Origin of the sequence: Actinomyces minihominis (genome assembly GCF_900187855.1) — a bacterium.
In the GTDB taxonomy this organism is placed as follows: domain Bacteria; phylum Actinomycetota; class Actinomycetes; order Actinomycetales; family Actinomycetaceae; genus Scrofimicrobium; species Scrofimicrobium minihominis.
In genome coordinates, this window is record NZ_FYEG01000001.1 from 365,973 (window position 1) to 387,667 (window position 21,695).

Annotated in this window: 18 protein-coding genes; 8 read left to right on the forward strand and 10 right to left on the reverse strand. The window is 61.4% G+C overall.

What is annotated here, in order from left to right; genetic code table 11:
* The first annotated feature begins 76 nt into the window (after positions 1-76).
* Both CS903_RS01740 and CS903_RS01745 read left to right on the forward strand, forming a co-directional pair.
* Positions 77-1,258: a heparan-alpha-glucosaminide N-acetyltransferase domain-containing protein gene (locus tag CS903_RS01740; protein ID WP_164996640.1), complete on the forward strand. Its 1,182-nt coding sequence runs from the start codon at positions 77-79 to the stop codon at positions 1,256-1,258.
* Positions 1,255-2,280: a hypothetical protein gene (locus CS903_RS01745; RefSeq protein ID WP_099331813.1), complete on the forward strand. Its 1,026-nt coding sequence runs from the start codon at positions 1,255-1,257 to the stop codon at positions 2,278-2,280. The genes CS903_RS01740 and CS903_RS01745 overlap by 4 nt, the downstream gene beginning before the upstream one ends.
* A gap of 15 nt (positions 2,281-2,295) precedes the next feature.
* On the opposite strand, the gene CS903_RS01750 is transcribed toward CS903_RS01745, so the two are convergent.
* From CS903_RS01750 to CS903_RS01765, 4 genes are all read right to left on the reverse strand, one after another.
* On the reverse strand, positions 2,296-5,379 hold the full coding sequence (locus tag CS903_RS01750) for a cell wall-binding repeat-containing protein (protein ID WP_099331814.1): 3,084 nt from the start codon (positions 5,377-5,379) through the stop codon (positions 2,296-2,298).
* A gap of 182 nt (positions 5,380-5,561) precedes the next feature.
* Complete coding sequence (locus tag CS903_RS01755; protein ID WP_099331815.1) at positions 5,562-6,560, reverse strand: Gfo/Idh/MocA family protein; 999 nt, start codon at positions 6,558-6,560, stop codon at positions 5,562-5,564.
* A 2-nt stretch (positions 6,561-6,562) separates the two neighbouring features.
* Positions 6,563-7,681: a DegT/DnrJ/EryC1/StrS family aminotransferase gene (locus tag CS903_RS01760; RefSeq protein ID WP_242491696.1), complete on the reverse strand. Its 1,119-nt coding sequence runs from the start codon at positions 7,679-7,681 to the stop codon at positions 6,563-6,565.
* A 63-nt stretch (positions 7,682-7,744) separates the two neighbouring features.
* Positions 7,745-8,344 (reverse strand): acyltransferase, encoded by a 600-nt coding sequence (locus tag CS903_RS01765; protein ID WP_099331816.1) that lies wholly within the window; start codon positions 8,342-8,344, stop codon positions 7,745-7,747.
* A 98-nt stretch (positions 8,345-8,442) separates the two neighbouring features.
* On the opposite strand from CS903_RS01765, the gene CS903_RS01770 reads away from it, so the two are divergent.
* The 4 genes from CS903_RS01770 (at position 8,443) to CS903_RS01785 (ending at position 12,258) form a co-directional block, all read left to right on the forward strand.
* The gene (locus CS903_RS01770; RefSeq protein WP_099331817.1) at positions 8,443-9,129 is read left to right on the forward strand and encodes a glycosyltransferase family 2 protein; all 687 of its coding nucleotides are present in this window, start codon (positions 8,443-8,445) and stop codon (positions 9,127-9,129) included.
* A 3-nt stretch (positions 9,130-9,132) separates the two neighbouring features.
* Positions 9,133-9,483 (forward strand): DUF2304 domain-containing protein, encoded by a 351-nt coding sequence (locus tag CS903_RS01775; protein ID WP_099331818.1) that lies wholly within the window; start codon positions 9,133-9,135, stop codon positions 9,481-9,483.
* Positions 9,484-9,574: 91 nt separating this feature from the next.
* Positions 9,575-10,804 (forward strand): LCP family protein, encoded by a 1,230-nt coding sequence (locus CS903_RS01780; RefSeq protein ID WP_099331819.1) that lies wholly within the window; start codon positions 9,575-9,577, stop codon positions 10,802-10,804.
* 17 nt (positions 10,805-10,821) lie between these two features.
* Positions 10,822-12,258 (forward strand): LCP family protein, encoded by a 1,437-nt coding sequence (locus CS903_RS01785; RefSeq protein WP_099331820.1) that lies wholly within the window; start codon positions 10,822-10,824, stop codon positions 12,256-12,258.
* Between the two features lie 7 nt (positions 12,259-12,265).
* Here CS903_RS01785 and galE read toward each other — a convergent pair whose 3' ends face one another.
* The 5 genes from galE to CS903_RS01810 all read right to left on the reverse strand — a co-directional run bounded on the left by galE (position 12,266) and on the right by CS903_RS01810 (position 17,257).
* A complete protein-coding gene (gene galE / locus CS903_RS01790; protein WP_099331821.1) occupies positions 12,266-13,258 on the reverse strand; it encodes a UDP-glucose 4-epimerase GalE in 993 nt (330 codons plus the stop codon).
* A gap of 39 nt (positions 13,259-13,297) precedes the next feature.
* Positions 13,298-14,620 carry an ATP-binding protein gene (locus CS903_RS01795; protein WP_099331822.1) on the reverse strand — a complete coding sequence of 441 codons (1,323 nt, stop codon included), beginning with the start codon at positions 14,618-14,620 and terminating at the stop codon, positions 13,298-13,300.
* 41 nt (positions 14,621-14,661) lie between these two features.
* On the reverse strand, positions 14,662-15,333 hold the full coding sequence (locus tag CS903_RS01800) for a response regulator transcription factor (RefSeq protein WP_099331823.1): 672 nt from the start codon (positions 15,331-15,333) through the stop codon (positions 14,662-14,664).
* Between the two features lie 93 nt (positions 15,334-15,426).
* Positions 15,427-16,629 (reverse strand): CAF17-like 4Fe-4S cluster assembly/insertion protein YgfZ, encoded by a 1,203-nt coding sequence (ygfZ, locus tag CS903_RS01805; protein WP_164996641.1) that lies wholly within the window; start codon positions 16,627-16,629, stop codon positions 15,427-15,429.
* On the reverse strand, positions 16,622-17,257 hold the full coding sequence (locus tag CS903_RS01810; protein WP_099331825.1) for a heme-binding beta-barrel domain-containing protein: 636 nt from the start codon (positions 17,255-17,257) through the stop codon (positions 16,622-16,624). Before CS903_RS01810 ends, ygfZ begins: the two co-directional genes overlap by 8 nt.
* Before the next feature lie 130 nt (positions 17,258-17,387).
* On the opposite strand from CS903_RS01810, the gene CS903_RS01815 reads away from it, so the two are divergent.
* Both CS903_RS01815 and CS903_RS01820 read left to right on the forward strand, forming a co-directional pair.
* Positions 17,388-18,533, forward strand: coding sequence for an acyl-CoA dehydrogenase family protein (locus tag CS903_RS01815; RefSeq protein ID WP_099331826.1), 1,146 nt, complete (start codon positions 17,388-17,390; stop codon positions 18,531-18,533).
* A complete protein-coding gene (locus tag CS903_RS01820; protein ID WP_099331827.1) occupies positions 18,533-18,955 on the forward strand; it encodes a (deoxy)nucleoside triphosphate pyrophosphohydrolase in 423 nt (140 codons plus the stop codon). Before CS903_RS01815 ends, CS903_RS01820 begins: the two co-directional genes overlap by 1 nt.
* A gap of 109 nt (positions 18,956-19,064) precedes the next feature.
* Here CS903_RS01820 and pulA read toward each other — a convergent pair whose 3' ends face one another.
* Positions 19,065-21,686, reverse strand: coding sequence for a pullulanase-type alpha-1,6-glucosidase (pulA, locus tag CS903_RS01825; protein WP_099331828.1), 2,622 nt, complete (start codon positions 21,684-21,686; stop codon positions 19,065-19,067).
* Between the last annotated feature and the right edge of the window lie 9 nt (positions 21,687-21,695).

Below are 21,695 nucleotides of genomic sequence, written 5' to 3' on the forward strand. Positions count from 1 at the left end.
CCTTTCCACTCGAGCGGGAGCCAGACCACTAGGGTCACGTCCGTTTCCCTTGACCCGTACCGCTACTATGTCTGCGATGACTAAACCTATTACGACCGTGCCAGAAGCCAAGCCAAGTACTGTGACCACGCCACTTAAGAAGCGCCGGATCACCTCGCTGGACTGGGCGCGCGGCTGGATGCTGATTGCTAGCGTAACCGTAAACTCGCTCCTCATGACACCGGCCTGGTTCGATCACGCCCCGTGGCAGGGAGTACATCCCCTTGACGTCATTTTCCCGATGTTTGTGACCCTATCGGGCTGCGGCCTGGCCTTTGCCCTCGGGCGCGTCGTAAAACCTGGCCCGCTGATCAAGCGGTTCGTCGTCCTCATGCTGGTTGGTCTGGTCTACAACGCGGTCATGGCCTGGAACCTGGACGTCTTCACCTGGCGCATCTCGGGAGTCCTACAGCTTTACGCCGTTTTGGTGGCCCTGATCAGCCTTCTTCATATTGTCACGAAGAGCTGGCGCGGCTGGGCACTGCTTACCTTTATCCTCGCCATCGCCCATTCCACCGTCTTGCTCTCCTATGGCGCAGGATGTCCCTCCGGCGTCCTCACAAAGAGCTGTAACCCCAGCGGACCCCTGGACTCACTTATCCTTGGCACGAACCACATGTACGCGCTGGGAACGCAGGGCTATGACCCCGAGGGGATGGTCGTCATTACCGGTGCCCTAGTGTCCGCGGCAGTTGGCGCCACGGTTGGTCACCTTCTCCAGGCCTACTCCAGGCGTGCTCACGCCACAGGGCAGGGACCCGAGGTTGCGGTTCGCCCTCTGCTGCTTGCCACCGCCTACTTCCTGGTACTCGCCGGGTTCCTCAAGTTTGTCTACCCGATCCTCTTTGGGGCGGACCTCCCGGTCATGAAGAAACTGTGGACCGCACCGTTTGCCCTGCTTATCGGCGCCGGTACCACACTGCTCCTGCTCCTCGGACACCTTCTGCTTGATCGCAAGACGGTTTCGGCGCCGTTGAGGTCCCTGTCCTACCCTCTGGTCTCGTTGGGTCGAAACTCTCTCTTTGTCTACTTCGGATCCCACGTCCTCATGAGCCTCTTGAACCGGCCCCTCTTCTCAGACGTCTCTGTAGGTGCATGGTTTGCCGGACTGTTCCCTTCGCAAGTCCTGGCACAGGTGGTGTGGACGGGGTTCCTGCTGGCGCTGTGGATTAGTCTGGCCGTCTTCTTTAACAACCGAAAGATCTACCTTCGACCATGAGCAACCTTCAGTCCCCATCCCCGGCCCCGGCAACCTCGAAGCCCTTCGGCTGGAAGAAAGCCCTGGGCTGGGCCCTCATCCTGGTCGTTGTCGTTGGGACTAGCCTGGGCGTCCTCGCCGTGGCACAGCAACGTGCTCCACATCACGCCACCGCCAACCTCTTCATCTCTCCGCACCCGGACGACGAGTTTCAAATGTGGTCTCTGGTAGAGAACCGGCCGGAAGAGTACAAGATCTTCGCCTTCATGACTCGCGGCGAAGAGACTGGTTTCTGCATCCCCGAGACCTACGCTGCCAACCTCCAGGAGGACCTCGGTGAGGTTCCTGCTCTCGAAGTTCCCGAGGGCCGCTGGACTTCCTCCTGCGAGGAGTCCCGCATCGCCTCTCTCCTCGGCTACTTGGCACAGATGTCCGAGACCGACACCAGCATCCCTGGCAACTTCGGTGAGCCCGATCTGTTCGAGCTTCCTGAAAGCGATGAGGTCGAGCTCTGCCGCGTCGATGATGGCGTTGAGGACTGCGGAGAGGGTCCCCGCGAGGTTCGGGTCTGGCTGGATAGTGCCAACCGCGGAGCCGTCGTGTTCTTCAACCTGGGCGACGGCGACCTCACTCCCGAGGAAGTCACCTTCGCGGTAGAGATCCTTCTCAGCAGCCGCGCTGAGTGGGGACTGGCCCCCGAACTGCCGATGGCCTCCCTGGTTGGGGCCTTCTCAAACACTGGGACCCGCTGCTACTCCTACCCGCACCCCGACCACGCGGCCATCCGCAGTGCGCTCTGGGACACCAACTTCCACTCGGGACCTCAACTAGGAGCCACCTGCTACATCAGTAAGTCCCAGCAAATGAGCGCCCTGGTTTCAGACTCCAGCTCAGCGGCCTCCTTCACCCTTGGTGAAGACGGGACCCGCTTTGGCGCTCACGAACGCCACTACGGCTGGTTGCACGGAAGCACCTATCCGCTCGCCACGACTCAGACCGAGCTGTTCCACCGCCTCCAGTCCTTCTGGGTCCGCTTCAACTAGTCGAGGTTCCCCAACTCAGGGGCACTCTGTCAGACTGGCAACTGACGGTGCCAAGACTCCGGATCCGCCGACAATCCGGACGCTCTTGACCTTGGAGGTTGCAGAGTTAAGCCACTGGGAGACCACAGGTTTCGGGATGCACTTTCCGTTGCTGAGGACGAGGCGCTGGCCCGCTAGGCCCGCGGGAACTGCCGCAGAGAGCGCATCTGGGAAGTCCTTTCCGGTGGCAATCCAAACCTTGCTCGGTGCCACTCCACCGTTGCTACCTAGGTAGTCGTTGAGCGCCAGGTTGGTGGCATAGCGGTCCCGGCCGCTAACACGTTGGGTTCCCGGATAGGTGCGCCTTAGGTTCCCTTCGAGCGTGCCGTTAACTGCTCCCTCACCGCCTACGATAATGACCCTGCTCGGCTTCTTTGCAGCCAGGAAATCTGCAGCCTGCTGCCCGAGCCTCTCGGTCTGGACACCATTAACTAGGAGTACCGGTGATGCCAACGCCCCAGCCACAGAAGAAGCGGTCAGGGCATCAGGATAGTCGCGCCCTGTTGCAATGAACACCGAGGCAACTGCGCGGCCCTTGAAGAATTTCTCCATCAGAGCAGCGGAGGTCCCGTAGCGGTCTCGACCGGAAATGCGTGTCACAGCAGTTCCCGGCGCTACTTTCTGGAGTTGCGTTGCCACCTTATCTGGAACAACTGAACTGCCACCGACGAGGAAAACCTCCGAGGGACGGCGCACCTTGATTAGGTCCAGACTGGCGGCATTCAGCCCTCCGGAACTGGAGAGCATCAATGCCCCACCGGTTACTGCTGCAGCAGGCCCTGCTGACAGCGCGTCAGCATAGTCACTCGATGTAGCAATAAAGAGCGGGCGGCCCGACTTCATGGTCTCCTGGTTTACTGCGACGTTGGTTGCGATGCGGTCTGCCCCCGAAAGGCGCACGACCTGGTCTAAGGGGAAGGTCGGCGGAGGGGTGGTGATGACCGCGTCCGGGAAGTACCTCTTGTAGATGTCATAGAAGCTCTTCGCACCCACTGCGGAACAGCCAGCTACCGAGGAGTTACCGATGTAAGGGGTGTACTCATACAACGAGGCGGTAGCCACGTTGGCGAACTTCACTGATTCTGATCCACATGCAGTGCTGGGATTATGAAGGACGGTCATGGCACGTCCCGCCTTGAAGGCGTCAACGTGGCCGGCCTGGGACTGCAGGCGGTAGGAGACCAACTTGTCTGCCCCGTAGTAGACCTGCTTTTCGAAGCCACCCTGCGCCGGATCGCAGCCGCTCCCGTCAGGGCATCCGCTTCCCATCGCCTTGGCCCAAACAGCGGCGCTCTTTGGCTGGGTCAGACCCGACTGCTCCTTCTGCAGCGTCGTCAAGATGACCTGTGGGTTCAGCCCGCATGCCTTGGCCGCTTCGGAAATAATCGTCCACGGAGTCTGCGTGCCACTCAGGCTGAGCGGCTTGCAACCACCGCGCAGAGTTGTCAGGTTGACGGTCGAGAAGGTGGTGTCCTTCAGACAGGTGGTTCCAGCGCCAGGTTTACAGTCTTTCCCTGTCGTCTCGATGAAGGTCTTGATCTCCGACGTGTTCATTACACCAGAGTTGTAAAACAGCTCGTCGCTGATGACGTTTCCAGCACTAAAGGTTGCTGGAAGACCTGGAAGGCTGGTGCCGGGCGGAACCACAGTATTGGCACCCATATAAGCCGTCACGGCGGTGCGAAGGGCGGGTATCCGTGCGTAAAGGGCGTCCCCTGGGCAGTCAGTCCATCCGACGTCACGGTGCCCGGACACGACGGGGACGTTCTTAAGAGTCCCGTCTTCGTGCTTGACCGAAGTTGTCCCCTCTACCGAGTTAATGCCATGCAGCTGCAGTTTCCAGGCAATCGTCTTGGCGAGGGAGTCCTCGACTACCTTGTCGGCGGTCACCGTCATGAAGTTGCCAAGCACTGTAATGCCAACAGTTTGCCCGTTGGCATTTCCTGCGTGGGCAGCATGCACCTGGTTGCTGAGGCCACCCGCCCTGCCTTCCCAGACCCCGCCGAAGCGGTCGACAATGAGGTTATAGCCGATGTCGCCCCAACCCAGTGTTACCGCGTGATAGTAGTAAATGTTGCGAATCTGCTGGGCAACCTGATCCTTGGTGTAGTTGCCAGAGCTTTCGGTATGGTGCACGACCACACCCTGGATCGTGTTGGGCTTTGGCGGCCAAGTCATCAGCGACTCATCGGCGCCCCAGCCCTTGCGGGTGTTGATCTGCAAGCCCGCGTACTCTGCATCAAAAACTGTGGCAGTCGAGTTGAGCACCGTGGGCAGCAACCCGGCCTGAAGTGCGACCCCCTCACTGGTTGCCGCTCCGTCGAGGTCGAGCAGCTCATCCCCGGCCACCTCGGGTCCTCTGCTCTCTTCTACCGCGTGTTCCTCAAGAGCTGGGGTGTCTTCTTCGACAACCTCCACGGAGTTATCTGTCACGGGAGCGACGAGGGCATTCTCGATCTCTCCCGTGGTTTCGGCGTCGATGACGGTCAATGTCAGACCGGGGACTGGGATCCCGTCGCTACTCCGTGCTAGAACCTCAACCGCATCTGCGTAGAAGAGAGTGAAGGGCTGCGTCGCACCGAGGGCTGGCCTATCAGTTTCCGCACCGCCAACTTCGGTTTCGATGCCCAGCTCAATCCATTCAGACCAGTCGCCTTCAAGTAGGTAACGGAGCGTAATAGCTTCGGGGTCTGGGGCGTCTGCGTCCCACGTGACAGCAATGAGGGCGTTATCGGTCTCCAGGTTGGCGCGGACCAGGTTGACGTCGAGGAGGCCCTCCGGCACTTCCTGCTCCACAGCGACACTTGCGACAGCCGACAGCTGTTGCTCGTTGCCAACCCCTTCTTCCACTGGCCCGCCAGTCGTGTAGTCCTCGGAAACTGCGGCAGGCGTGAACTCTACGCTACTCTCAGTGGGTTCCAGGCTTGCCGACTCGGGAGAGTCTGCGAAGGCTTGCTCTGAGGAAGTAAAGGTCAATCCGGCTAGAACCAGGGCTGAGCAGGCCCCAAGCCCCAAGAGCCTCGGGGTTACTCGATCAAACCGAGTGCGCAGCTGCGACATGTTTGCACGTCCTCAAGAACAGACAGCAGGTGGACTGTTAACCTCATTGGTCACATTAGCAACAATCGTAACAGCTGTCTCCAACGTGACAAGCTTCAGGATGCATACGACCTGTACGCAATTAGGGGCCGGTCAAAGATTGACCGGCCCCTAATTGGTAGGGAGGATTGCTTCCGAGAGGACTAGGAACTGAGGCGAACGCTGTTCCCAGTGGCTGCGGACTCAAGGATCGCCTCTGTGACCCTAAGTGCTGCAAGAGCCTGTTCCATGGTGACGTGGTTCTCTGCCACCCCATTGATAGCATCGCGGAAGTTAGCCTGCTCAACCGCAAGGGGCTCGCGCTTCTTTAGGGCGTAGCGGGTTACCTGCCCCTCAGAGACACCCCGGAAGGCAGCAATCTGGTCCCACTGCACCGGGAATGAACCATTCTCGAAGAAGGTCAAGTCACTCATTGCCGTATCAGCGACAAGGGCACCGTGTTCACCGGTGACAACGGTGAGACGTTCCTTGAAGGGGCTAAGCCAGTTGACCAGATTGGAAACTAGGACGTCATTTTCGAAGCGACCAGACACGGTCACCATGTCCTCGTGCTCACGACCACTGCGGTGCGCGGTCTGCGCGAAAACGACCTCATAGGGAGAACCGGCCACCCAGGCCGCTAGGTCAACGTCGTGAGTCGCCAGGTCCTTGACCACGCCGACGTCACTAATCCGTGCGGGATAGGGGGATTGACGGCGGGTGACGACCTGATAGACCTGTCCCAACTGCCCTTCGGTGATGCGCTTACGCATTTCCAACAGGGCCGGGTTACAGCGTTCAACATAGCCAACGGCACCGACCAGGTCGGCCTCTTCAAAGGCACGCGCGATGCGCTCACCTGACTCGACTGAGTCCGAGAGGGGTTTTTCGATCATGGTGTGAACCCCAGCTGCAGCCAACTTCAGCGCCGCTTCCTCGTGATAGACCGTGGGAACGGCAACGATAGCGGCATCAATGCCTGCATCTATCAGAGCGTCGACGTCAGACAGGACCTCAAGGTTGCCTGCTACACCGAAGTTGTCCCCGGACGGGTCGGCGACTGCGACCAGGTCAAAGCCCTCTAGAGCGCGAGCGTTTCGTACATGGTGGCGACCCATCGAACCAATGCCGAGGACGCCAACCCGGAGATTACCTTTCGCCATCCTTACGCACCGGCCTTTGCTGTGGCATTAACAGCTGCGACGATGCGCTCCAGGTCGCCCTGGGTCAGCGAGGGGTGAACCGGCAGGGAGATAACCTGGGCGGCCGCCTCTTCAGTGACTGGCAACTCAAGGCCCGGGGCGTACTTGGCCAAAGAGACCAACCGGTGGTTCGGGATCGGGTAGTAAACGCCGGAGCCAACGTTGTACTCGCTTCGCAACGTCTCAACAAAGGCGTCGCGCTCGCCCTCGGGAACACGAACCGTGTACTGGTGGTAAACGTGCACTGCGCCGTCAGCAACGGGAGGTACGACGACACCCTGCAGGTTTTCGTTCAGGAACTTGGCGTTGGCCCGACGCTGCTCGGTCCACTTGGCCAACTTACGCAGCTGGACGCGCCCGATGGCAGCATGAATGTCCGTCATGCGGTTGTTGAGGCCGACCAGTTCGTTGGCGTACTGGCGTGCCATGCCCTGGTTGCGGAGGATACGTGCACGACGCGCGACCTCTTCACTACCGGTGGTGATCATGCCCCCCTCGCCGGAGGTCATGTTCTTAGTGGGGTAGAGCGAGAAGCCTGCGCCAAGGCCGAAGGTACCGGTCTTGCGGCCATCTAGCGATGCGCCGTGAGCCTGTGCGGCATCCTCGAAGAGGGCGATGCCGTACTTGTCAGCCAGCGCCTCGAACTCTCCCATGGCAGCCGGGTGCCCGTAAAGATGGACCGGCATGATGCCCTTGGTGCGCTCTGTAATTGCGGCCTCAGCGGCCTTGGGATCGAGGCAGAAGTAGTCGGCCTCAATATCAGCGAAGACCGGAGTGGCCCCCGTGATGGCAACCGAGTTGGCGGTGGCTGCAAAAGTGAATGAGGGGACGATGATTTCGTCCCCCGGACCGACGCCTGCTGCCAGCAGTGCCAGGTGCAAGGCAGAGGTCCCTGAGTTCACCGCGATAGCAAACGCTCCATCAACCAGCTCCTCGGAGAACTCTTCTTCGAATGCTGCGACCTGAGGGCCCTGTGCCATCATTCCTGAGCGGATCACTGCGCTAACCGCCTCGATCTCTTCCTCACCAACGACTGGCTTAGCCGGCGGAATGAACTCCACAACACTCGGTTCGTTACTCACAATGGGACCTTTCTTCGCAGCCGGTTTGGCTGCAGCGACTTCTGAGAAGAAACTGCTCGACTATCAGAATAGTTCTGCCAGGCGACCGTCGTTACCGACCTGGTAGAGCTCCCCGGTCTTCGGGCAGCGGAAACGACCACCTTCACCTTCAACGGCCTCGAGGACCTCACCGGAGCGTCCCACCCAGCCGGTTTGACGAGCCGGAACACCCATTACTAGTGCATAGGGGAGGACGTCCTTAGTCACTACCGCGCCGGCTGCCACAGTAGCCCAGCGCCCAATGGTGACCGGAGCGACACAAACGGCCCGCGCTCCAATGGCAGCACCGTCCTCGATAGTGACTCCTACAGGGCGCCAGTCAGATGCGTCCTTTATGGACCCGTCCGGGTTGATTGCACGGGGGTTGTGATCGTTGGTGAGGACAACCGCGGGACCGACGAAAACACCGTGGCCCAGATGGGCCGGTTCATAGACGAGAGCGTAGTTTTGCACCTTGCAGTTATCACCGAGGTGGACACCGGTGCCGATGTAGGCGCCGCGCCCAACCACGCAGTTCTCTCCGAGTACCGCGTCTTCGCGGACTTGAGCGAGGTGCCAGACACTGGACCCCTCACCTATCGTTGCCTCCGGGGATACATCTGCCGTCGAAACGATGCGAACCATGGCTCTCCCTTCGGTCCGGGACCGCGTTCTTCGAAGCACTTGGACCAGTGGCAATCCTAGCGCACTGACAATATGTAAGGAGGTGACACAATAGGGCTATGCATGAACTCAGCCCCCACTATGACGACACCTGGCTTGTCATTCCCCTCTACAACGAAGCCCCCGTGATCGGACAGGTTCTTGATGAGGCGCTGAGGACGTTTCCCCACATTGTCTGCATTGATGACGGATCCTCCGACGGTTCGGCGGCCATTGCTCGCGCCCACGGCGCGGTTGTGATTCAGCACCCCTTCAACCTGGGACAGGGCGCCGCACTGCAGACCGGGATCGAGTATGTCCGCCGCAACACACACGGACGCTACCTGGTCACCTTCGATGCCGACGGGCAGCATTCAGTCGAGGACGCAACCGCGATGGTTGATCGTGCTCGAAATGAAGACCTCGCCATCATTTTTGGTTCCCGGTTCCTTGATGACAAGACGAAGGTGGGCTGGTCGAAGAAACTGGTGCTCAAGACAGCAGCCAAGGTCACCAAACACAAGACCGGACTCGACCTCACCGATGCCCATAACGGATTGCGCCTACTTCGTCGCGATGCAATGAGGGTCGTCAATATCCGCCAGGACGGGATGGCCCACGCCTCTGAGATCGTCAATCAGCTGGCTGAGTCAAGGTTGCCCTGGGCGGAGATGCCGGTTCACATCGAGTACACGGACTACTCCAAGTCCAAGGGGCAGTCCCTGCTCAACTCCGTCAATATTCTGGTCGACTTGGTGATGAGGTAGAAGATGTCTAGTTACTGGCTCATCAAAGCCCTGCTGATCCTCAGCCTCATCATCATCACCTACATCCTGGTTCGTCCTTCTCGCAGCGCCAACTCCCTGGCGATTAGACGCATCGGCATCTTCCTGATCCTTGCCGGAGCCGTGTTCGCCATCCTTTTCCCCGGTATCTTCAACAGCTTCGCCCGCACCATCGGTGTCACCAACGGCACCAACCTGCTGGTCTACCTCCTGGTCATCGCCCTGTTTGCCCAGATGGCAACCTCTTATAGACGCGATGCCCAACTCAATGAGAAGCTGACGACACTGGCTCGGGAGGTGGCCCTAGCCAGACGGGATGATGAACAATCTGGCTAGGATGGTTCCGCTGATCCGCACCAATCCTAGCCCGGCGATTTTCACCACTAGTTAATAATCCGCATCGTTCCAAGGTCTAGACTCGATTTTGATGAGCACAGAAGAAGTCTCCCCTCGCCACATTCCTCCGGCCCACTCTGCAACAGTGCGGCGTTCCTGGATGTGGCTGTCAGTCCTGCTTGCTTCCGTTCTTGGCGTGGGGCTGTTCGTGGGAACCGCCGGTGCCATTCTCTACAAGAGTCTGAGCAACCAGGCCAGCAGCTCCGTCCTCGACACCTCTCACCTGCGCCCCGACAGTCAATCGGGCGACACGGTTGAAGAAGAGAAGCCGAAGGATGGCTTTGCGGGCCGCGACGTCAATATTCTGCTCATGGGTATCGACTCCAGACAGAATCAGAGCGGGGACATCATCAACCCCGATGACGACGACGAGACGATTCGTTCTGACACGACGCTGATGCTCAACATCAGTGCCGATCGCCAGTACGTCAACATTATTTCCATCCCCCGCGATATGTGGGTCATGATTCCCGAGTGCTACCGCACGGACGGTTCGGTGTCATATGAGCAGTGGGGCCAGTTCAACTGGGCCTTCTCCTACGGATCACTCGGCGATGACCTAGCGGCGGGCGTGAACTGCACCCAGGCACTCACAGAAGATCTGACCGGGATTGTCCCCGATGGGTTTGCGGTCATTGACTTCACCGGATTCAGCAGAATGATCGAAGCCCTGGGAGGCGTTGAGATCTGCCTGCACGAAGAGGTGAACGATCCGATGTACCTGGATCTAGTCCTTCCCGCGGGCTGCCAGCACCTTGACCCCACCACCGCCACCCAGCTGGCGCGCGTTCGCTACACCGGCGATGGTTCCGATATGGGGCGCATCCAGCGTCAACACCTGCTGCTCGGCGCCATGGTTCAAGAGGCTATGGGACAAAACATCCTTACCGACACCCCGAAGCTCTACGCCTTCGTCAGCACCGCACTTGATGCCCTGAAGCTTTCCCCCTCCCTGTCGAACCTGCGCACTGATGCGGGCCTCGCCTCTTCGATGAGCCACACTCCGCCGGAAAACTTCCGCTTCCTGGCTATGCCGGTAGTGACCGCAGACTTTGACGCCAATCGACTGCTACCCAAGGAGCCTCAGAACACCGAGTTCTGGCAGGCCATTGCTAACGGAACTCAGCTTCCGGTGGGAACGGTCTACTCCGACCTCAACGGCAACTACTTCACCGTTGGTGAGGGCGGAGAGATCATCGAGGGCGGCAACCCCCGCACCGATGACGAGATCGGCTCCCTCTCCTACGGTGACGGATACTAGGTCAACCCCCCGACCAGATGAGCAAGCCGCCGAGTGTTCCCCCTTCGTTCAGCCCCCAGGGCGGACGGCAGCGTCCCGTGAGGGATTCCAATCCGACCCCCGAGGCCGAGCAGGCTCCCCGCGTGATTCCTCCGGTGGTCCCGCCGCCCTCTATTCCTCCTGCCAGCCCCAAGCCGAACCCGGTCCCCCCGGTCCGCCAACAGCCCCAGAAGCCCGTACGGCAGTCCATCCTGGCCCCTGACCAGCAGCCGACTCCCCCCTCTTTCACCCCGGCAAATTCGGCGCCGCCACCCGCGGTGGCTCCGGTGCGTGTTCAACCCCAGCAGCCAGCTGTTGAGCCCACCCTGATTGCCTCCCCTATGCCCGCGGCCTATGCGCCCACTCGTAAGGTCCAGCCGTCTCCCTCTACCCCGGCTCAGTCACCCACCTCGCGGTACGCCGGCTCGGGATCCGGCACCCGCCCCCCGGGTCCCCGCCCGCCCGGTCAACCCGGGGTCTCATCACCACGGCCGAGCAGGCCCGGCTCGACCAGGCGCAGGGTCCTCACCACCCTGGCGATCGTCCTCATCATCCTGATCGCGTGGCCCAGCTTCCTGGTGTGGAACACCAACTCTGGAATGGAGCGGGTTGAGGCGACCTCAACTTCGGTAGATACCCGGGGGACCACCTACCTGTTCGCGGGATCAGACTCCCGTGAGGGATGGAACCCTGATGACCCCACCGAGGGGCAGCGCTCGGATTCAACCATCCTGGTCCACAAGGCTCCCAACGGGCAGGCCTCCATGGTCTCGCTCCCCCGTGACTCCTACGTCAACATTCCCGGCTACGGGATGTCAAAGCTGAACGCGGCATTCGCCTACGGCGGCCCCCAGCTGCTGATCGAAACCGTCGAGGAAGCCACCGGACTACACGTCGACCACTACGTCCAGATCGGCATGGCCGGGGTGACCGAAACAATCGATGCCCTCGGCAGCGTGGAACTGTGCTGGGACGCCGATGTTTCCGACGAGTTCTCAGGTATGGAGTGGACCGCGGGCTGCCACCGCGTCGGTGGCGTGGAAGCCCTGGCATTCAGCCGCATGCGCTACTCCGACCCCACGGGTGACGTGGGACGACAGCAGCGCCAGCGCCAGGTCATGAACGCGGTTGTCTCCGAGGCACTGAGCCCGTCGGTGTTTATCAACCCGGTCAAGCAGTACCGACTCTCAGAAGCTGCTGCCAATGCCCTCACCGTCGGCAACCACACCAACATCTTCAATGTCGCGCAGCTGATGTTGGCGATGCGCAAGGCCACCGCCGACGGACTGGTGGGCGTACCTCCCATCGCCTCGGTGAATGCCTCCAATGAGGCCGGTTCGGTCATACTCTGGGACGAAAGTGCCGTCCCCCAGTTCTTTGAGAACATGGCGAACGGCACTCTGACCCAGGCCGAAATGAACCAGATCGGCAACTAGGACCCAGCTACTCGGTGGGAACCTTAACGGGCTTCTTGCCAGCCTGATTCGCATCCCAGGCAGACTGCAGAATATCTTCCAGACCAAACTGGGCCTGGAAGCCCATGTCCGTTTCAATGCGTGAGGAGTCGGCAACCAGGTAGGCCGGATCACCCGCGCGGCGCCCCGCCACCTCAACCGGGAAGTCCCAGCCCGAGATATCACGGATCCCCTGCACCACCTCAAACACCGAAGAGCCGGTCCCCGTCCCCACGTTGTAGGCCGAGTGCTGCGCCCGGCCGTCCCGCAGGGCGTCGAGGGCAAGTAGGTGCGCGTTGGCCAGGTCCATGACGTGGATGTAATCGCGCACGCAAGTGCCATCGGCGGTGTCGTAGTCATCCCCGAAAACGACCGGATCCCTACCGGCACGCAGCCGATTGAGGATGATCGGCACCAGGTTCAGAGCCGCCGGATCCTCCAAGTCAGCCCAACCCGTCCCAGCCGCATTGAAGTAGCGCAGGGCGATGCTCTTCAAACCCCAGGCTGTTGCGCAGTCAGCCAGCATCCACTCACCGATCAGCTTGGTTTCGCCGTAGGGGTTGATTGGTTTCTTCACCACGTCCTCGGTCACCATATCCACATCAGGCAGTCCGTAGACCGCGGCAGATGAAGAGAAGATCATTTCGTGGACGCCCGCGTCGAACATCGCGCGCAGCAGATTGGCGAGGCCGCCGATGTTCTGGTGGTAGTAGGTCGCCGGGCGCTCCACCGACTCTCCGACCTGCTTCTTGGCAGCGAAATGAATGACAGAGTCGACATCCTTGTCAATCATGAGGTCGGTGAGGACGCGGTAGGCCGCGTCACTAGCCAGATCAATCTCAACCAGCTGCGCATCACCAATGCGAGATGCCGAACCGGTCGACAGGTCATCAACAACAATGACCTCCTCGCCGCGTTCCTGCAGCAGGCGGACAACGTGAGCGCCGATGTAGCCGGCGCCCCCTGTAACCAAAATGCTCATGATTCTTTTTCTTTCTTCTCTCGGGGGACCTAAGGGTCCTTAAAATCTGCGGGTCTTACGGCTTACCGAGACGATCGGGGCCCGGGGCAAAACAAGGTTGGGGTCAAAGTTGGCCGGGATGGCCGGCAGGGACACGGTGAAAACGGTGGGGTTCAGGGAGGACAGCTCAAGGCGCGCCCCCATTGACTTGGCCAGATCCTTGGCCAGTGCCAGGCCGATGCCAGAGGAGCCGTGGCTGGAGAAGCCCATGTCAAAGATCTCCGCGGCAATCTCTGGGTCAATCCCGTTGCCCTCATCTGAAACATCCACCAGAACCGCGCGCGAAGAACCTGCCTTGCGGGTCTTCACCACCGTCGTTCCCCGGCCGTAACGCAGGGAGTTCTCGAGAAGAATCGCCAGGATCTGCGCCAGCTTCCCCTCTTCAGCCAGAACCAGCTGCGCCGCTTCATCAATAAAGAGCAGTGAGCGTCCCGCCTGGGTGAACTGCGGCTCCCACTCTTCCCGCTCCGTGTTGAAAACCTCCAGGACCTGAACTACCTCGGTGTTCGAGGACGAACGACGGCTACTGTCCAGCAGGTCGTTGACCACGGTGGTGAGGCGCTCAACCTGGCCGAGCGCGGCTTCGGCCTCTTCCTGAATTTCCGTTTCGGTAGAGATCATCTGGATCTCTTCCAACCTCATCGACAGCGCCGTGAGGGGGGTTCGCAACTGGTGGGAGGCATCCGCAGAACGCTGCCGCTCGGCCGCCAGACGGCGCGCCATCTTCTCTCCCGTGCGCACCAGTTCTTCCTGAACGAGGTCGATCTCTTCGATTCCCGAGGGTTTGACCTGGGCGCGAACCTGTCCCGACCCAATCTGCTCCGCCTGAGCGGCCAGATAGATGAGTGGCGCGGACAGGCGCCGGGCCATGACATTTGCGAGGTACCAGGCCAGCAGGACCGACAGCAGGACCCCCACCAGGATCAGCGCCTCAACCACGATCAGTTGACGCAGCGCCTTGTTGGCACTGATCTCAGTTTCAACCCGAACACCCTGGGAGGAGGTATAGGTCGCCTTGATGACGGGTCCGCTGTGCGGCACACCAGAGACGACTGTGTAGCGCCCCGGCAGGGTGACGACAACGTAGGCATCCGCCTGCCCCTCTCCGGCACTGGCCCAGGCAGAAACTACCGCCTGCGTGACGAAGTCGTTGTCATTGAGTCGCCGGTCAACAGCGCGGGCAACGATCTGGGTACGAACCTCAACCGCCAGTTCGTTGGTGTTCCACACCAGCACCCCGGCCATGATGGCAGCGGGGACACCGAGGACGAAGACGACGGCTAGCACCGCCGTCATAATCATCCGGGTGGCCCTGCGGCGCATAGTCGATCTGCCTCAGTTAGTTAGCTGTTCCAGGCCGAACTCTACTCTTCGAAACGGAAGCCCAGGCCCCGCACCGTCGTGATGTAGTGGGGGTCATTAACGTTGTCCCCCAGCTTTCGACGCAGCCACGAAATGTGCATGTCCAAGGTCTTGGTTGAGCCCAGGGGATCCTGTGCCCAGACCTCTTTCATCAGGTCATCACGTGACACCATGTTGCCGGCCTCTTTGACGAGGACGCGCAGCAGCTCAAACTCACGGGCCGTCAGTGACAGTTCACGGTCCCCAACGTAGGCGCGGTGGGCTGGAATATCGACGCGGACATCCTGGGCCACCAGTTCACCATCAGCGCTTTCGGCGCCGCCCCTGCGCAGCAGGGCCCGAACACGCGCCAGCAGCTCAGCCAAACGGAAGGGCTTCGTGACGTAGTCATCAGCACCCGCGTCGAGGCCGATCACCATATCGGCTTCATCCGTGCGGGCCGTGAGGATGAGAATCGGAGTTTCAAGTCCGCGGCGACGGATCTCACGAGCCACATCCAAACCGTCCATGTCGGGCAGTCCCAGGTCAAGAACAACCAGGTCAGCTTCCTCTACCTCAGACAAGCCACCCGAGGCGGTGCCGTGAGAACGCACGTCATAGCCCTCACGCCCAAACGCGCGGGCGAGAGGTTCTGCAATAGCAGGGTCATCTTCGATGAGAAGTACTGTAGTCATAACCAAAAGCCTACTCCTCTTTATGAAGTCTTGCACGTTTCTTTACCATTGAATCTCTGCTCGGTAACGAAACGACGGCCGAACCGTTACCGCCTAACGCGCCGCCCCCGGCCCGGTGGTGCGAATATCCCGCTTCCCAGGGTCCAGTCTCTTGAGCCCCGCACCCGGCCGTTCCTTCGGAGAGTGATCCGAACGTCCCTCTACCGGCACAATCAGCTCCTGGGCAGCATCCACCCCGCCGACCTTGACCTGCAGCGCTGGATCCAACGTCCTCTTAACGAGGGCGAGGGCAATCGGTCCCATCTCCCAGTGTCGCGCCACGGAGGTGAGCACACCGACCTGACGACCGTTCAGTTCCACCGCGGTCCCCGGAGCGGGCAGTGACTCCGCCGATCCGTCCAGCTGCAGGAAAACCAGTCTGCGCGGCGGACGCCCCAGGTTGATGATCCGCGCCACCGACTCCTGACCCCGGTAACAGCCCTTTTCAAGGTGAATGGCGGTGCGCATCCAGTCCAGCTCGGCAGGCAGGGCACGGTCATCGACCTCGCTACCCCGCAGGGGACGCCACGCGGCAACCCTGGTCGCTTGCGCCGCAAACATCCCCACGGGTTGCATCGGGGGCAGAACTGCTCCCCCCTCTGTCACCCCGCCGCTGAGCAGCAGCTCAAGCAGTTCATCGACCTCTACTACCGGGACCGTGAACAGGCGGAACCGGGCGTTTCGTCCCGGGTGAACCCCCGTGAAGTAGCGGGCACCGCCCACCGTAACCTCGGGCCAGGGGTCCGTCCAGGTTCTTCCCCCCAGCGCCGAGACCTTCTGCGAGACGACCTCGGCGCCCGCCTCGGTCTGATTGCTGGTAAGGACGGTGGTGAACGACCGGCTGCGGTCCGTCACCTCAACCCGCAGCATGAACTGCATCGACTTGAGGAACCCTGCCAAGTCGGCCGCAAACTGGGGTTCGGTCAGTAGCCACAGGGTCTCACCGTCATCGGTGGCGGCAAACTGGAACTCGATGTGACCCTGCGGGTCCAGCAGCAGTCCCTCCGCGGAGTCACCGGGTTGCAGATCCGTCAGCACCTGCGAGGTAAGCGTCGTCAACCAGGTCAGCCGATCGGGTCCCGAAACGGTGATGAGGCCGATGGAGCCAAGGTAGGTGAACCCCCGCCCGGCCTCAAACCGCTCCTGCTCATCAGCCGGCCAGCCGTAGTGCAGGGGCAGTCCCAGCCAGTTTCCGTCCTCGGCCACCACGGTCTTGCCGGTGACAAGGGCGTCCGGCAAACCTGTCATCTCATTCATCGGCAACATCGTTCGCGGAGGCCGTGCGCTGCAGGCGGCCGGTCATCTCGGTGACAAACTCACCGTTCGTGGGCATCGATTCATTCGCCCACATCAGCTCTCCGCCCACCAGGCCGTACATGCGGGAAAAGTGGTCGATCTCGATGGTTCTCGGGGCGCGCACCAGCGCATCCGAAGCCAACTGGATCCGCGGTCCCATGGCCACACCGGCCCAGAGCACCGAAAAGCCCCTGGTGTCAGAGCCGACGACACGCAACTCACGGGGCTCGTCCTCTCCGGCGGGAACAACTGCCAGCGGGGTGTCAACCGACCAGTAGGTTGTCTCTTCCCCCAGCAGCTCCCCGGGACGGATCTGGTCTAGGCCTTGGGCGGCAGTCCACATCGGGTCAAAATCACCTTCAAGCACGCCCATGTAGGTGCGGATACTCATTCGCATCTGCTCCCCCACTATGACCGCTTCGATGTCTTGAAGGATGGCCTCAAAGTTAAAGTCTGCCTCTTCCCCAGTAGTAGGTGAGTCAGAAGTGGATTCGGCCGGAACGGCGACCGTTCCCCAGCCTTGCCAGCGGCCCAAAAGCCAGGCCAGAGAACTTAGTTTCAGCGGAAGATCCGAAGGAATTTCAAACATTCTTCAATCGTAGCGACTTCGCCGAGCCGGGTCACCGGGGCTTTCTGCGGGCTTAAGCGCGCGGCCTCCCGAAAAGGCAGTTGGCTACGATTAGTCCTGACAACTCCCACGAACGTTTGCCGGAGGCACCATGTCTTTCCTATCCGATGAACTCCTAGCCCAGATCCACTCTCGGGCCGCGCAGTACGACGCAGAGAATGTCTTCCCCCAGGAGGATTACGACGAGCTTCGCGACGCAGGCTACCTCGCCGCCTTTGTTCCGAAGCAGTACGGGGGTGCCGGCCTCAGCCTGAACGAAATCGCGGCCGAGCAGACCCGCCTTGCCAAGGCCGCCCCGGGCACCGCCCTCGGCATCAACATGCACCAGATCATCGTGGGGCTGGGCCGCTACCTGGTCCGCGCCGGCCTGGCTCAGGGCGAGCAGATCCTTCGTGACGCCGCTGACGGTCACCTCTTTGGCTTCGGCATTTCCGAACCCGGCAACGACCTGGTGCTCTTCGGTTCCATCACGGAGGCTCGCCCCGATGGCGAAGGCGGCTACACCTTCTACGGCACCAAGGTCTTCACTTCGCTCTCTCCCGCCTGGACGCGCCTGCTGACCTTTGGTTCTGACACAACCAGCGAGGACGCCCCCAAGTCAGTCTTCGCCATCCTGCACCGGGACCGCGGCGGGGTCGATATCAAGGACGATTGGCACGTCCTTGGCATGAGAGCCACCCAGTCCAACACCACGGTTCTGAATGCGGCACCCGCAGGGGCCTCACAGGTTCTCGGTCGCATCACCCCGGGGCCCAGCCTCGACCCCGTCATCCTGGGGATCTTTGCCCACTTTGAGATCCTGCTGGCAGCCACCTACACCGGGGTCGGCCTGCGCGCTATCGAGGTGGCGGTGGAGCACGTCAAGAAGCGCCGCTCGCTGATGAACCAGACGGTTTACGCCAACGACCCCGCGATTCGCTGGCGCCTGGCCGAGGCCGCCCTGCTGATGGACGCGGTCGGCCCGCAGATCCGTGAGCTTGCGACCCTGGTCGAGTCGGATGAGAAGCCCAGCCTGGCCTGGCTGCCCCGCTTCTCCGCGGTGAAAAACGCCGCCTCTGAGGCTTCACTCCGTTCCGTCGAACAGTGCATCCGCGCCTGCGGTGGCTCCTCCTACTACGACAAGAACGAACTGTCCCGCCTCTACCGCGATGTCCTGGCCGGCCTCTTCCAGCCCTCTGATCAAGAGTCCCTGCACGGCGCCTGGGCCAACATGCTGCTGGGCCCCATCGAGAAGTAGTGGCCACTGATAAGGGGACCCGGGAAGCCGTCCAAGTGGTCGGAGCTGTCATCATCCGTGATGGCAAGATTCTCTGCGCCCAGCGGTCCGCTCAAATGGATCACTCGGGTCTGTGGGAGTTCCCCGGGGGCAAGGTCGAAGCCGGTGAAAGTCCCCGGGAGGCACTGCGCCGCGAACTGGTTGAAGAGCTGCGCTGCGTCGCCGAGGTCGGGGAGCAGCTGGAGTCGACGACACACCGCTACGACTTCGCAACAATCACCCTCACGACATTTTTCTGCAGGCTTGTCGAGGGCGAACCGCGCCTCACCGAACACTCAGAAATCCGCTGGATGACGCCGGAAACCCTCGATGTCCTGCCGTGGGCGCCAGCGGATGTTCCGGCCGTGCGCAAGCTGCAACACACCCTGGTTTCTACCCGTTAGTTCCGGGCGTGCACTACAATGGCTAGTGACGTCGGGTCCGTTGCCCCGGGCTCCAATTTCAGCCGCTTCGAGCGGCCCTGTCGCCGACAGGCGCATGGGCCCGGCGTCATTAATCCTCTTCCCTAATCAAGGTTGCAGCTCTCGGCGCGGCCTCGACACTCAGGAGCACTCCCTCCCTCACCTGCAGTTCTGCCCGCCAGGTTTCCGTGGTGGCGTTGAAGATTACCAGGACACCGCGACCAGCCGTTCCGTCCTCGTAGCCCTCACCGTCGATGTGCATGGCAATCACTCCGGGCCGATCCGCCCCAGCTTCACCGGTGGGCAGGAAACGCAGTCGCGCACGAATCTCGTCTGCGGAACCCAGGGTTAGCAGGGGCTCATTCGCCCTCGTCCTTAGCAACTCCAGGGACTGCTCACGGCACATCGCCATCGCCGCAGCATCGGGACGCAGCTGCTCCATTTCAAGTAGCGGCGCCATGTGCGACCAGTACTCAGCATTGCGGCCCGCGCTGGGAAGACCGCGGCCAAACTGGCTGCGCTGACCCGTCCAGTCGATGGCGTTGAACCAGTCCCCCGAGTTGTAGGAGTCGCGGTCCAGGGACTTCGATCGCATCAGTTCCGTGCCGGAAGCCCAGAAGGCCACCCCCTGACCGAGGGCGACGGTGGCATTGGCCAGAACCTGAGCTCGCACTCGGTCCTCCATCGAGGTCGTGAGTGGCAGCTTCCAGATCGAAGAGTCATAGAGCGACTCATCATCATGGGCTTCAACGTAGTTAACGCATTCCGAGGGTTCCTCGGCAAAAGCCGCATCCTGCCCCGCATAGTTAATGTCCTGGGACAGCACCGTTCCGGAGCCATCTGACAGGGGCAGGGGGTAGTCCCGGATCGCCCCGATCAGACTGATCTTGACCAGGTCCATGAGGCGGTACAGCTCTGCCTGAGCTGTCTGCCGAGCGGCCTTATCCCCTAGATTTTGCGCTTCGTTGGGGTCAACCAGGAGACCGGTGGCGAAGCCTTGGCGTTCACTGTGATTCTGATCCATCGGGTTTCCCCCGCGAACCGCATCCCTCAGTCGGTCATTGAAGACACCGATCCCACTGCCGCCAATGTTTCTCTGGGTCGCCTGAATGAACAGGACATCATCGGCGACCTCACCGAAGTTCCACCCCTCGCCGTAGAGGTAAACCGAGCGGCCGTCCACCCCGTCCTCCTCAACTGTCAGAGCGTCGAGGGCGGCCCGAACCGCCAGCATGTTCTGCAGCGAATGGTGTCCCATCAGGTCAAAGCGGAAACCATCAATGCGGTAGTGCACGGCCGCGTCAAGAATGGCATCAACCATCAGCTTCTGCGCCATGAGGTGCTCGGTGGCAACATTGGGGCAGCAGGTGGAAGTTTCGACCTCTCCCGCAGGACTGAGACGGTGATAGTAGCCGGGGACAATCTTGTCGAGGACGGAGTCGCGGCACTGCCCGCCCCCAAAGGTGTGGTTGAAAACCACGTCTTGCACCACGCACAGTCCCAGACCGTGCAGGGCCTCGATCATCTCGCGGTACTCCAGGGTGCGCCCCCCGCCGTACTGGTTATCTTCCGTGGCGTAAGACCCCTCCGGCGTCATCCAGTGCGCCGGGTCGTAACCCCAGTTGAAGCCGTCCTGGTTCGCCACCTCACTCACCGCGCCCTGCTGCAACCGTGAGGATCGCGACCAACCAGAGACCTTCTCCAGCTGCTCCTCGTTTTCAGGTAGCAGAGCAATCCCCTCCACCTCGGGGACCCGCTGCTCAGAACGAATCTCTGGAATCGATCCGGTGGCGATGTCGTAGGTGGGCAGCAGGTGCAAGGTGGTGATCCCCGCTGCGACCAGGTTCCGCAGGGCGCGGATCCCTGCACTGTCACGCTCAAGGAATGCGCGGTAGGTACCACGAACCTGTTCGGGAACACTGCTGTCCCAAATGGAGAAGTCGCGCACGTGCAGTTCGTAGATGGACTGGGCAGCCGGATGGCGCAGCTTTGCCGCGCGGGCACTGCCCCAACCCTTCGGGGTCCATCGCTCCCGGCTTCGGTTGAGGATGACGGACTTGGTCGAATCCGGACTGAGTCCCACCGAGTACGGGTCGGTGACCCGGTTCGTCACCAGGGAGCCCAGGGCGGGCACGTAAACCCGCACCTCCCACAGGTAGGGGCGGTCCTCCCAGTCGGCCTCGCCCTCAACCAACCACACCCCGTTGTCATCGCGGACCGCGGGGACCAGGGCGGCTTCAGGGCCTGAGCCAAGCCGCAGCTGAACGTTCTGTGCCGTCGGCGCCCACAGTTTCAGGATGGGACGTCCCGAGTCCCACCCCACCCCGAGGGTCTCCGCAGATGCTCCGGGGTAGAGGTCGTCGAGGACCCTTGCGATCTGGATGCCACTGCGGGCAAGGACCCGGCCGTGCCGGACCAGTTCCAGCCGCAGCGGCCCACGCAGGATCTCAGCTGCCTCCCCACGGCTCAGCGGCTCCCCTCCCGGTCCCTCAAGATAAAGGGCCAGGTAGTCGGCGTGGTGGGTCCGCAGGTCCAGGTCCCGCACAGACTCCGCAAGCGGTCCGGACCGGATCTTCACCTCCGGGTGGTTCTGCAGGCGGTAGGTCGCCCCCACCCGCGTCTTGGTGAATGGGAAGGCCATGGTGGACCGATCCAGCCACAACGCCCATTCACCGTCACCACCACAACCACAGTTTTCTTCGGCGTGTGTCATTGCGGTCCT